The sequence below is a fragment of the Paenibacillus puldeungensis genome, assembly GCF_042678945.1.
GTDB classification, from domain to species: Bacteria; Bacillota; Bacilli; order Paenibacillales; family Paenibacillaceae; genus Fontibacillus; species Fontibacillus puldeungensis.
On record NZ_JBHTLM010000020.1, the window covers coordinates 50,709 to 63,124 of the forward strand.

The following is a 12,416-nucleotide window of genomic DNA, read 5'->3' on the forward strand; positions in this document are numbered from 1 at the left end:
ACTGACCTCCCTTTCTACATAACATTAAGATAGACGCACCGATCCTTAAGAAAGTTGTAGCTATAGTAACGCATGTAGGTTTGAATATCATAAATATGAAAAGGTGGAATGATTATGGAGTGGTACTTGAAAGTGCTTAAAAATTACGTAGGTTTTCAAGGAAGGGCGAGACGTAAGGAATACTGGATGTTTATTCTTTTTAATTGGATTATTGCCTTGGCCTTATCCCTTGTCTTGGGACTGTTTAATCAATCATTAGGTGCTACATTGAGCTATATTTATAGTTTGGCCGTTTTACTGCCGGGTCTAGCAGTTGCAGTTCGCAGGTTACACGATACGGGCAGAAGTGGATGGATGATCTTGCTGAGTTTGATTCCTTTAGTTGGTGTGATTATTTTAATTGTATTTATGTGCCAGGATAGTCAAGAGGGCTCAAACCAATATGGACCCAATCCTAAAACGTTTGGATAATGCCTGATACATAGCTTACCGGATCACCAGAAAACTTGAGAAGAAAGGCGGATGACTCTGTCTTTCTTTTTTCATGGTAATGAAATTTTACAAACTATCAATCTATCATTGATATTAGTAAGGAATAGCTATTGTATGTTAATAATATGTAAGAATAGTAAACTTTTTTGGAGGTTGATACGATTGATAGGTTGGATTATATATAAAAGTTCCATAAATGACGTTAAGCCTGAAACGTTTGAAATAAAACGCCTGATGGAGGAAGCTGAGAAACAGGATATCGAAATCCGTGTTCTGGCGCCGGAGCAGTTTGAGTTGATCGTAACGCGGGATGACCGCAAGAGCGTTATGGTTGACGGGGAGGTGCAACAGCTTCCCGATTTTGTGCTGCCTCGTATGGGGGCAGGTACGAATTATTTCGGACTCGCGCTTATCCGGCATTTGGAGCGGCTTGGGGTGCGAACTTTCAACTCGTCCCAAAGTATTGATACGGTGAAAGACAAGCTGTACACCCAGCAGATTTTGGCAGAGTATAATCTGCCTGTGCCTAAGACGATGCTGATTCGCTCAAAAGTGGATGTTAACCTGGTGGAGAAGCACCTGGGCTTTCCTGTTGTCGTCAAGACAATTTCCGGGTCGCAGGGTAGCGGCGTATTTCTGGCCGAAACGAAATCAAAGTTTATCGATTTGCTGGAGATGATTAATGCTTATAAGGAAAATGCCACGATGATTTTGCAGGAGTTCGTGGAATCAAGCCGAGGCATGGATTTAAGGGTGCTGACGATCGGAGGCCGCGCGGTGGCGGCGATGAAGCGATACTCTGGCAATGACAGCTTTAAGGCCAATTATTCCCGTGGAGGTAAAGTCGAGCCGTTCGAGATTAATCCGGAAATTGAGTGGCTGGCACTGGAAACGTCGCGGCTGCTGAATTTGGACATCGCCGGTATCGACTTGTTGTTCGACGGGGATCACTACAAAATATGCGAGGCGAATTCATCCCCGGGATTTGAAGGGCTTGAATCGTGCTGTCAGGTCAATATTGCAGAAGAAATATACAATTTTTTGCGAGTGCGGCTGAACCGGTTTGAGCTGAAAATATAGAGTGCGGAGGCTAGGACGCTCGTAAAAGGCCAGCCCTCCCAAACATCGGGAGGGGTTATCCTTGTAAAATAGCTATAAGCAGGATCGCCCAGCCAGTGAGGAAGCAAATTCCGCCGAGCGGCGTTATGGCGCCAAGCTTACGAATGCCTGTTAAGCTTAGAGCGTATAAACTCCCAGAGAACAAAATGATCCCGGCCAACAGGAACCAGCCGGCTGTAACGACCAGTGAAGCATGAGCGGATTGATCGGCGATGATACCGAGCAGAATTAAGCCTAATCCATGAGCGATGTGGTACTGGATGCCGGTCTGATACGTCTTTAGTTTTTCCCCGACAAGTATATTTTTCAGGGCATGCGCGCCGAAGGCTCCCAGCGCAACGGCAAGAAACATCATGATGGCGCCAAGCGCTACCAATGTTTGCATAATTAATCACCTCTCTTCTATATTAATGTTTCTATGATGTAGAGGGCAAGGCGATCAATTGATATAAATCGTGATAGGTTCAAAGAAACGAATGGTTGGGGTTAAGCTGTTAGAATGATGTGTAAAAAAAGCAAGGCTGCCCTGAAGGCAACCTTGCTTTTTGCTTCGAGAAAGAGAATAACGAATCGTAGAAAGTTGTTGTTACTTTTTTATTTTGTAGGCAGCTCGATTTGCCCATACCCATAGGTCGTAAACCAATTTTTAACCGTGTTAATATCTTTGGAGTAGGACAGGCAAAGTAGCAGAAGCATCCGGGCATGGGCTGCGTTCAAATTGTCGCCAGCGATGATGCCGTCTCCGGTGGAGTAGTTGCTGCCAGATCCGGTACGGGTCGTCATAACGAAGACAACACCTTTATCAATCGCAGCCTTCCGTTCTTCGCTCATCGCCTTGGAGATGCCGCCCGCGCCGGTTCCGGCGGTGACGATCCCTTTGGCACCGTTCGCCACAAATCCGCTAATGGCGCCAGCTCCGGCATCTTGGTAAGAGTAGGCAATTTCGACTTTGGCAAGATCAGTTTTGGAGATTTTGGTCAGGTCAAACGGAGTAGCCCATTCGCTAGCGGGCTTCAGCGCGCGAAATGGAGCGCGGTAGACGCGAATCATTTTCTCATCAATAAACCCAAGTGCACCGACCTCTGGCGTTACGAAAGTATCTGTACGGTAGGAGTTGGTTTTAGTCACTTCGCGGGCGGCATGGAATTCGTCATTTAGCATCAGAACGGTGCCGAAATATTTCGTTTTCCCGCTCGCCGCGAGTTTGATGGCGTTATACAGATTCGCCGGTGCGTCCGTTCCTATGACGGTCCATGGTCTCATTGAGCCGGTAACTATTACAGGTTTCGGGCTGCGTACCGTCAGGTCGAGGAAGTAAGCGATCTCCTCCATCGTATCGGTACCGCTGGTAACAACGACGCCATCTTGCGTTTTTAAAGCTTCGTCTACCTTTAGGGACAAGTCGTATAATTGTTGAATGGTATATGCGCTGGATCCCGAATTGCCGAATTGATATGTACTTACCTCAGCGATCTGGTCCTTGTTGGGTAGTGCCTCTACCAGGTCTGCGATAGGAAGTGAACCTGCTTTATAGGTAGTAAAGCTTGTTTCATCTGTAGATTTACCGGCTAAAGTTCCGCCTGTGGCGATGACCTCAACCTTCGGCAGCTTCTTAACAGTTTCCGAAACGATGCTTGTGCTATCGACCGAGGCTGCGGCTGCGGAAGACGGTGAGAGATACATAGTGGGAAGTAGAGCGGAGACGGCTAGCCCAGTGGCGAGCACCCATTTTAAACTATAAGATTTCCATGACTTCATTCTATCGACCTCCATGATGTTAGTTTGTTAACGATATGTTAGATAAAATAACATAATCATCGTTAACTTGAATGAATTATAGATTGATGTTAAGTATATTTACAAATCGAAAATATAGTAAGGTAAGCGGTTAAATCACGCTATTTCTTAATATATTGGGATTTTTCGCTATAAAAGACCTTTAGTAAGAAAAATCTTGAATTAATAATTGTGTAATAATACATTACATCAAGTAGAAAGTTCATATTTTTTTCGAAATAGATGCAGGGGCAGGGTGTACGGTGAACGTCTATTGTATTGGGAGGAGGGGAGAGTCATTGATGAAGCGTCATTTCTTATAAAGTTCAAACAAGGGGATCCTAGCGCATTTCGCTGGTTGGTTCAGGAGTATGGAACCTACATATATCGTGTAGCTTACTCGGTCCTGCATGATGCGAAGGAAGCAGAAGATGCTGCCCAGGAAATCTATCTACAAATCTACAAATCTCTCCCTGAATATCGTTCCCGCGGCTTAAAAACATGGATGACCCGCATTGCTGTCAACAAAGCGATAGATTTGAAACGTAAACGGGATCGCCGTAAAGAAGAGCAGTGGGATCCATCCAACCTTGCCCTTAAGATTCCTGTTCAGGAAGACGAAATATTAGCAGGCATGATGGATCAAGAGCGGAATCAGGAGCTTAAACGTAAAATTTTCGAGCTGCCTGAGAGTCATCGTCAGATTGTGACTGAGTTTTATTTGAACGGCAAGAGTCATGAGCAGATCGCCGCTGATCTCAGCGTGAGTGTAAAAACGGTAGAATCCAAGCTATATCGGGCTAGAACTTATATTCGTGAGCATTGGAAGATGGGGGAATGGGGATGAACCGGATGAAGGCAAACGAACGGGATCTCTGGGAGAAATACATACGAGGGGAGACTCCTCCGGATACAGCCAAGCGACTGGATGCGCTGTTAGCCGAAAATCCCGAAGCTTTTGACGCCTATTTAGAGGTTTTTGCTTCCTTGGAGCAGGAGCTTCCGATTCCAGAGAATGAGCAGCATTTTATACAGAACGTTCTGGGTGCGCTGCCGCAGGAGAAGCAAAACATCAAGGGCGTTCACGAGTCTGACAAACAGGCGAAATCTTGGATTTATAACCCTCTGTTCCATTATGCTATTGCCGCTTCCATCACGGTATTGCTGTTAACAAGCGGATTTTTCGACCTGCTGTCCGCAGAAGCGAACAAGGTCATTAGCCGCCCTCCGGATGCTTCGATGAGTAAGCACGTCGTTGATCAAGCATCGGCTTGGATCGATAAATTTCAAAGTAAGAGATAACTTGAAACGAGGAAAGGAAGGATAAACATGCCATACAACCGAAACCGGATGCTGGCTTTTCTATTAAACTTTATCCCGGGTTTAGGACACTTATATTGGGGGAAAAGAGGACGCGGCATTTTCTACCCGATGTTCTTCTTTGGCGGTCTGCTGAGCGGGGTGCTGCTCTCCATCGCCAGCAACGATGGATTTTTCTTTATGCTTGCTGGTGTACTGGCTCTCATTCTCTGGGGGATCTCAATGATCGACCTGTTCGTAGTTATGCTTCGTGAGCCTGCTTCCATCCACTCGCCGTATGGGGATATTCACGACCCGATGCAGCCGATTTCCGGGGCCGGGCGGGAATCGGAAAAGTTCTACACCATTTTGCTGTCCTTTGTTCCTGGCTTAGGCCATTTTCAACTAGGGCTCATGCAGCGGGGGTTGTCATTTCTGATCGCCTTCTTCGGCTTGATCACGATGATGTTCTTTGCTACAGGAATCACTCATGAGGATGGATTCCTGCTGTTTCTCGGCCTGTTGCCGATTATATGGCTGTACAGCATGTTTGATGCGGTTCAGCTTGTTCACCGCAAGCAGGCTGGAGAACCGCTGCTTGACCGCACGCTGTTCGATGAATGGGAGAACGGCAGAATTGAGGGGCGCCGCAGCAAGGTGCTGGCAACGCTGCTCTCCGCATTTCCTGGTGCGGGACAAATGTATTTGGGCCTTCAAAAACGCGGTCTGCAGATGATGGTACTGTTTATGGCCAGCTTCTACATTATCGACGTTCTAAGATTGTCGCTATTCCTGTTCCTCATTCCAATCATTTGGTTCTACTGCTTCTTCGACGGCCTGCAGCAAACGAGTCGGTACGGTATTTTGCCGATGGAGGATCAGCCGCTCATTGAAATCCGAGGCAACCACCAGCATTGGCTGGGGTGGGTGTTGATCGCTTTGGGTGTTTACTATGTTGGCATGGAGTTAATTGTACCTGTGCTTGACAACTATTTTCCTTGGTTTCGGTTTGATTACCTGATACATCAATACTTGCGGCCCTTCTTCGTTTCGCTGATCTTGATCGGAGGCGGTCTGAAGCTGCTTTGGAAGCCGAAACGCCGTGATGTGTTCTGGGAAGACGGGGAAATCTAAGTATATCCTATATGTTATCAAGCTAAATACAATCGTTAAGAAGTAGAGAGATTATTGCCCTTTGGACAGAATCTCTCTATTTTCTTTTAGCGGCTTGAATTTGATACAATTCAGAAAGTGGATCAACATAAAGGAGAATATTCGGATGTTCAAAATATTTATCGTCGAAGATGACAATCAACTCGTCGCCCTTCTGGATGAATACCTGCAGCGTTTTGGTTACAGCACGTATGCGGTGACAGATTTTGGCGCCGTAAAGACGGATTTTGAGCAATATGCTCCGCATCTCGTCCTGCTCGATGTCAATCTGCCGAAATATGACGGTTATTATTGGTGCCGTCAGATTCGCAATTTGTCCACCTGTCCTATTATCTTTCTATCAGCACGTGAAGGTAAGATGGATCAGGTCATGGCGCTGGAAAATGGGGCGGACGACTACATCACGAAGCCGTTCGATTATGATATCGTTATCGCGAAAATTATGAGTCAGCTCCGCCGGGCGTATGGGACTTATGCCGGGAATGCGGATGAGCGCACGTTGACCGTATCGGGCCTTCGGCTAGACCGGGATCGCCTGCATCTTAGCTTATACGAAACGCGAGTGGAGCTAAGCTTAACGGAAGTTAAAATATTGGACGAGCTCATGAGCAAGTGCGAACAGGTCGTCAGCCGGGAACGGTTACTGGAAAAAATATGGGATGATCAGGCCTTTGTCGATGATAACACGCTAAACGTGTATGTGACCCGGGTTAGAAAGAAGCTGTCGGCGTTAGGCATTGATGATGCGCTGCAAACCGTGCGCGGACAAGGCTATCGCCTGGTTCCGCAATGGGAGGGGTAGAGAGTGAGGCTTTTTCTTAGGGAGCAGCGCCCGTTGATTTTGATTTATGCTTTACAGCTGGTGTTGACTTCCGTGGTCTATTGGCTGGACGGTTACCGTAATCTGGCGAACAGCTTATACGCCGCGTTACTAAGCGGATGCTTGCTGCTGGCCTACCTGGTTTATCGTTATATCACAAATCGGACGTTTTACCGTCGTCTTGAGGAGCCGTCAACCTCGCTGCAAGATTTTACTGATGTGAAACCAGGTTCGCCATTGTCGGAAGGCCTGCATCATCTGCTGAAAGCGCAATATCGCTATTATTTATCCGAAATTCACGAGCAGCAAAGCAAAGTAGAAGCACATCTGCATTTCATCAATCAGTGGGTGCACCAGATGAAGACCCCTGTATCGGTTATTCATCTCATGGTGCAAAATGAGGATGATCCGAGATCGGTTGCGATTGAGGACGAGATAGACCGCCTGCGAAAAGGGCTGGAGATGGTGCTGTACACCGCACGTCTGGATACGTTTGAGCATGATTTTTACGTCGAGACTCTGGATTTGGAGAAGCTGGTCCGCTCGGTGACGTCCTCTCAAAAACGGCTGTTCATCCGGCGAAAGGTGTTTCCACAAATCGAAATTGAAGGTGATTTATCCATCGCCTCGGACGAGAAGTGGCTGTCGTTTGTGTTGGTACAGATCGTAACGAATGCCGTGAAGTATACGGTGAAGGAAAATGCCAAGGTTCAATTTCACGGTTATGTCCGCGATAAGGATACGGTGCTGGAAATCGCTGACGAGGGGATCGGAATCCCCGAAAGCGACCTGCCACGTGTATTTGACCCCTATTTCACCGGTGAAAACGGGCGCCGTTTTCAAGAGTCTACGGGGATGGGCATGTACCTGGTAAAGCAAATATGCGGCAAATTAGGTCACCGGGTAGAGCTGGAGTCCAAGATAGGTAAAGGCACTACGGTTCGGATCGTGTGGTCTTAATCCCCAATTCAAGACCCAAATCTTACAAGGAAGTAAGGTAACTGTAAGGTTGAGCGATGGTTTAGGCCGTCTCAGCCTTTATATAATAAACTCAGGTCAGGGTAAAGGAGTACCGTTATGCCGGTTCTGGAAGTTCGAGCGTTATCAAAAATTTATGAAGGGAAAATAGCCACCAAAGCGCTGGACCATGTCACTTTTCGGATAGAGGAGGGGGATTTCGTAGGTATTATGGGTCCGTCGGGCAGTGGAAAAACAACACTGCTTAACGTGATCTCAACGATCGATGAGCCGACCTCCGGGGAAGTCATCTTGAATGGACAAAATCCGCACCGGATGGATCGGCAGCAAACGGCTTTGTTCCGGCGGCGCGAGCTGGGGTTTATTTTTCAACACTTTAATTTGCTCGATACACTCACGGCTGAGGAAAACATGGTGCTGCCTTTAACGCTGGATGGGATTTCCGTACGCGATATGAAGGCTAAGGCTCAGGAGATGGCTTCCCGTCTCGGCATCGAGTCCGTCTTAAACAAATACATGTACGAAATGTCAGGCGGTCAAATGCAGCGAACAGCTATCGCCCGGGCGATGATTCATGAACCGTCGCTGATTTTGGCAGATGAGCCGACCGGAAACCTTGATTCCAAATCGTCCAGAGATGTAATGGAGGCATTTGCGCGCATGAACGAACAGTATAAGGCGACGATTATGATGGTGACGCATGACGCGCTGGCGGCGAGCTACTGCCACCGCGTACTCTTTATCAAGGATGGAAAGTTGTACAACGAGCTTTATAGGGGAAACAACCGGCAAGCCTTTTTCCAGCGAATCATTGATATGATGTCCCTGCTGGGAGGAGATAGCCATGAACTTTCGTCAATTCGCCTTTAACAATGTTCTGCGTAACAAACGAATTTACGCCGCCTATTTCCTAAGCAGCTCCTTTTCGGTGATGATTTTTTTCGTTTGCGCCATGTTTTTGTTTCATCCGGACTTGCGGGAAAAGCTGGTGTATCATTCGGCGCTGTATGTGCTCGAGACGGCGGAAGCGATCATGTATGTGTTTTCGGTATTCTTTGTCATTTATTCAGTTGGGTCGTTTCTTCGGTCACGTAAAAAAGAATTCGGCATCTTGCTGCTGCATGGCATGACGGAAAAGCAGCTGCGCAGGCTGGTGTTTTTGGAAAATATGCTTATCGGAGCCGGAGCAATTGTGTGCGGTATGGCCGGCGGCATATTAACCGCCAAGCTATTTTTGATGTTCGGTTCGAACCTGTTGGGCATTCCTCCGCTATCGTTCCATATAACGTGGTCCAGTCTGCTACTGACGATTTTTTCGTTTACGCTGTTGTTTCTACTAATTTCACTTCTTACGACCGTGCTGCTCGGGCCGCACCGGCTCATTGATCTGTTGCAAACCGGGATTAGGCCGGCTTTGCAGACTAAAGCGTCAGTGCCATTATCGCTGTTAGCGGCTGCTTTACTGGGGTTAAGCTATGTGCTGGCCGTTACAACATCTGCTTCCACGTTGATGATCCGAATGCTGCCGGTGACGGGGATGACGATATTAGGAACCTATTTGTTTTTCAGTCAATTTAGCGTATTTCTGATTGAGGCGGTGAAGAAGCGGCTTCGTTTTTACTGGAAAAAAACGAACCTGGTCACGATTTCGAACCTCGCTTACCGGATGAAGGACAATGCGGTCATGCTCTTTCTGGTGACCATCATTTCCACGGTTACGTTTTGCGCGATGGGCGCATTTGCCTCGATCAATCGGATGGCCGATGAGTTCGAGCATGATTACCCGGTGGATATCGGTTATGTCAGCAAAGCTGGTAACAAGCTGGAGACGGAGTATATAAAGCTCATTGATAACGAATTGACTACGAGAGGCATCCGTTACCGTACGGAAAAGCTGCCAGTTTATTTGGTTGGCATCGCTTCCTCCACCGAAGCATCTTCTCCAGATCGTCTTCCAGTCATTGCTTACTCGGACTACCGGAGACTTATGACCACTGCAGGATTTCTGGTTCATGAGAAGGAGCTGAAAAATAACGAAGCTCTTGTGTTGATAAGCTCTCAGCGTGAGAAGCTGCTGCTGAAGCATCGAAAGCTTGTAGGTTATGTGTTGAAGGATCAAGGGCTTCGCATTCGGGAGATCGGGCTGACGGAGCATGTGGCCATTCCGGAATGGCTCACTGAGCAGATAGGGAATGACCGGGACGGCTCCTACTCTGGCTTGGTTGTAAGCGACGAGTTTGTGCAGCGCATTAAATCGCCGCTTGAGGTTGACCGTCTGACGGCTTTCTTTGTGGATCATTTGCAGCGAACGGAGGGCCTCGCCTCTTCCCTTGCGGAGAAGGGGGAGGTTCGCTACAAAGAGGGCAAATCATACTCGATGACGGTAAGCGGAACGCTGTACAAAGTGCAGCGGACTACCTACGGGGCGCTGCTCTTTTTTGCCCTGCTGGTCGGAACGGTATTTTTCATCGCTGCAGGCAGCTTCCTGTATTTCAGGCTTTACAGCGATCTTGAATACGACCGAAGGCAATATGCAGCCATGGCCAAGCTGGGCTTGACGGATAAGGAATTAGCCGCAATTGTCACGAGACAAATCGGCTTATTATTTTTCGTTCCGATCGTGCTCGCCATCATACACAGCTTGTTTGCATTTATCGCAATGCAGAGCTTTTTCAATTTTTCGGTCGTCTGGGAAACAGGGCTTATATTATGCACATTTTTGCTGGTGCAAGTCGTGTATTTCTTTTTTATTCGCGCCCGCTATTTACGAAATGTCAGAAAAACGATGAGATCAACCTGAACGGAGGTAGAGTGTGGAAAACTGGATTACACAATTTATGGAGCAATACGGGTATTTCGGCATTTTTCTTCTAATAGCTTTGGAGAATGTATTTCCTCCGATCCCGTCGGAAGTCATTCTGACGTTTGGAGGTTTTATGACCACATATACAAGCCTGACGGCGACAGGGGTAATCATAGCTTCAACTTTGGGGTCTGTGATTGGAGCGGTCATTCTCTATGGAATCGGCTATCTGCTGAATGTGGACCGTTTGGAGAAATGGATTGACCGGTGGGGCCGGTACATTAGGGTGAAAAAAGCGGATATTCGTCGGGCGGATGCCTGGTTCGAGCGATACGGTTACTGGACGGTGCTGTTTTGTCGTATGATTCCGCTTATTCGCAGCCTGATTTCCATTCCGGCCGGGATGGCTAAAATGAAATTTGGTTTGTTCCTGTTCTTTACGACCATCGGCACGTTAATTTGGAATATTGCACTTGTACTGGTCGGTGCGGCAGTAGGGGGATCTTGGGAGCAGATCGTTGAGTTCATGGATATTTATTCATACGTTGTTTATGGATTAATCGCAATCGGGCTAACGCTGATACTCCTTTGGCTGGTTCGGAAAAGAAAACAAGCGTCATGGGAGTCGCTGGAAAAAGGAGAGTAACTATTAGTGGATATTATCGGTATCATCAAAGCGATTATTTTGGGACTGGTGGAGGGACTGACGGAGTTCGCTCCGGTCTCGTCCACCGGTCATATGATTATTGTGGACGACATGTGGCTGCAAACGCAGCAGCTGTTAGCCTCCAAATATGTAGCGAATACGTTTAAAGTGGTGATTCAGCTTGGCTCGATTTTAGCTGTAGTTGTTGTCTTTTGGAAAAGGTTCATCGATTTGTTAGGGCTGTCGCGTTTTCTGAAAGGGAAAGGTAATCACAAACTCCAATCCGCAAGCGAAGCGGACCATCTCGCCCTAACTGGACAATCTGGAGTAAATCCGCCGCGGCTCAAACTGGCCCAGGTGATCGTCGGATTGATTCCGGCAGGGATTCTCGGAACGTTGACCGAGGACTATATTGATGAGTATTTGTTTTCTACATCAACCGTGTTGATCGGACTTGTTTTAGGGGCTGTGCTTATGATTATTGCGGACCGGTTCGGACCAAAGGAGCCGACGGTGAAGACTGTGGATCAGATTACTTATAAGCAAGCTCTGACGATTGGCTTGTTTCAATGCTTCTCGGTATGGCCGGGGTTTTCTCGTTCGGGCTCCACGATTTCCGGCGGGGTATTGATGGGAGTAAGCCACCGGGCGGCGGCCGACTTTACCTTCATTATGGCCGTACCGATTATGGTCGGGGCGAGTGGCATTTCTTTATTTAAGAACCTGCAATATTTCACCCCAGAGGCGCTGCCATTCTTTATCGCCGGGTTCATTAGCGCCTTTGTCTTTGCACTGCTCTCGATCCGCTTTTTCCTGAAGCTGATCAATCGCATCAAATTGGTGCCGTTTGCGGTGTACCGGATTTTGCTGGCTATCGTCATTTGGGTCGTTTACTTTTAAAAGAGGGGCTGGACTAAAGAACTTTTTATGATTAATGAGGAATTGTGGTATCTATTTTCGCTCTCAGGTATAGTAAGCGATCAGTAAATGTGTAGATTAACTAGTGAAAAACGGGGTATTGACAGGACTCTTAATGATGGATAAATTCACTAGTTGCATTTTATACAGTTAAATAGTTCCTTTTTGGCAGCATCGAGCATTTAGCTGCAGAAAGTGCAGCTATTAGAGGTGAAATGACCCTATACAGCCAAATTGCACCAACTTAAATGTACATAATGCAGCTAAAATCAAAAAGTCCACAAGCTGCCCGGATATAGCTGCACATAATACATTTAATACGTATGGTAGGGGGGAGAACAGAAGAGATGGGAGGTATGGGGTGAAAAACGGTGGGACCCCCATACCTTTCC

Annotated in this window: 13 protein-coding genes; 11 read left to right on the forward strand and 2 right to left on the reverse strand. The window is 47.2% G+C overall.

Features of this window, described 5'->3' with window-relative positions; translation table 11 throughout:
* Nucleotides 1–114: 114 nt before the first annotated feature.
* Together ACFQ3W_RS21120 and ACFQ3W_RS21125 are read left to right on the forward strand one after the other, a co-directional pair.
* On the forward strand, nucleotides 115–471 hold the full coding sequence (locus ACFQ3W_RS21120; RefSeq protein ID WP_379321220.1) for a DUF805 domain-containing protein: 357 nt from the start codon (nucleotides 115–117) through the stop codon (nucleotides 469–471).
* Nucleotides 472–654: 183 nt separating this feature from the next.
* Entirely contained in the window at nucleotides 655–1,572 is a 918-nt protein-coding gene (locus ACFQ3W_RS21125) for an ATP-grasp domain-containing protein (RefSeq protein ID WP_379321221.1), read from the forward strand.
* Between the two features lie 55 nt (nucleotides 1,573–1,627).
* Here the strand turns inward: ACFQ3W_RS21125 and ACFQ3W_RS21130 are convergent, their stop codons facing one another.
* Nucleotides 1,628–1,996 carry a DUF423 domain-containing protein gene (locus ACFQ3W_RS21130; RefSeq protein WP_379321222.1) on the reverse strand — a complete coding sequence of 123 codons (369 nt, stop codon included), beginning with the start codon at nucleotides 1,994–1,996 and terminating at the stop codon, nucleotides 1,628–1,630.
* A gap of 209 nt (nucleotides 1,997–2,205) precedes the next feature.
* Nucleotides 2,206–3,369 (reverse strand): asparaginase, encoded by a 1,164-nt coding sequence (locus tag ACFQ3W_RS21135; protein ID WP_379321223.1) that lies wholly within the window; start codon nucleotides 3,367–3,369, stop codon nucleotides 2,206–2,208.
* A 292-nt stretch (nucleotides 3,370–3,661) separates the two neighbouring features.
* On the opposite strand from ACFQ3W_RS21135, the gene ACFQ3W_RS21140 reads away from it, so the two are divergent.
* The 9 genes from ACFQ3W_RS21140 to ACFQ3W_RS21180 all read left to right on the forward strand — a co-directional run bounded on the left by ACFQ3W_RS21140 (nucleotide 3,662) and on the right by ACFQ3W_RS21180 (nucleotide 12,006).
* Nucleotides 3,662–4,234, forward strand: a complete 573-nt coding sequence (locus ACFQ3W_RS21140) for an RNA polymerase sigma factor (protein ID WP_379321224.1) — start codon at nucleotides 3,662–3,664, stop codon at nucleotides 4,232–4,234.
* Nucleotides 4,231–4,689, forward strand: coding sequence for a hypothetical protein (locus tag ACFQ3W_RS21145; RefSeq protein WP_379321225.1), 459 nt, complete (start codon nucleotides 4,231–4,233; stop codon nucleotides 4,687–4,689). The genes ACFQ3W_RS21140 and ACFQ3W_RS21145 overlap by 4 nt, the downstream gene beginning before the upstream one ends.
* Nucleotides 4,690–4,716: 27 nt before the next feature.
* Nucleotides 4,717–5,820, forward strand: coding sequence for a hypothetical protein (locus tag ACFQ3W_RS21150; RefSeq protein ID WP_379321226.1), 1,104 nt, complete (start codon nucleotides 4,717–4,719; stop codon nucleotides 5,818–5,820).
* Nucleotides 5,821–5,965: 145 nt separating this feature from the next.
* On the forward strand, nucleotides 5,966–6,661 hold the full coding sequence (locus tag ACFQ3W_RS21155) for a response regulator (protein ID WP_379321227.1): 696 nt from the start codon (nucleotides 5,966–5,968) through the stop codon (nucleotides 6,659–6,661).
* Between the two features lie 3 nt (nucleotides 6,662–6,664).
* Entirely contained in the window at nucleotides 6,665–7,639 is a 975-nt protein-coding gene (locus ACFQ3W_RS21160) for a HAMP domain-containing histidine kinase (RefSeq protein ID WP_379321228.1), read from the forward strand.
* Between the two features lie 117 nt (nucleotides 7,640–7,756).
* Nucleotides 7,757–8,527 carry an ABC transporter ATP-binding protein gene (locus ACFQ3W_RS21165; protein ID WP_379321229.1) on the forward strand — a complete coding sequence of 257 codons (771 nt, stop codon included), beginning with the start codon at nucleotides 7,757–7,759 and terminating at the stop codon, nucleotides 8,525–8,527.
* Nucleotides 8,502–10,457 carry an FtsX-like permease family protein gene (locus tag ACFQ3W_RS21170; RefSeq protein ID WP_379321230.1) on the forward strand — a complete coding sequence of 652 codons (1,956 nt, stop codon included), beginning with the start codon at nucleotides 8,502–8,504 and terminating at the stop codon, nucleotides 10,455–10,457. Before ACFQ3W_RS21165 ends, ACFQ3W_RS21170 begins: the two co-directional genes overlap by 26 nt.
* Nucleotides 10,458–10,470: 13 nt before the next feature.
* On the forward strand, nucleotides 10,471–11,106 hold the full coding sequence (locus ACFQ3W_RS21175; protein ID WP_379321231.1) for a DedA family protein: 636 nt from the start codon (nucleotides 10,471–10,473) through the stop codon (nucleotides 11,104–11,106).
* A 6-nt stretch (nucleotides 11,107–11,112) separates the two neighbouring features.
* Nucleotides 11,113–12,006, forward strand: coding sequence for an undecaprenyl-diphosphate phosphatase (locus ACFQ3W_RS21180; protein ID WP_379321232.1), 894 nt, complete (start codon nucleotides 11,113–11,115; stop codon nucleotides 12,004–12,006).
* The last annotated feature ends 410 nt before the right edge of the window (nucleotides 12,007–12,416 follow it).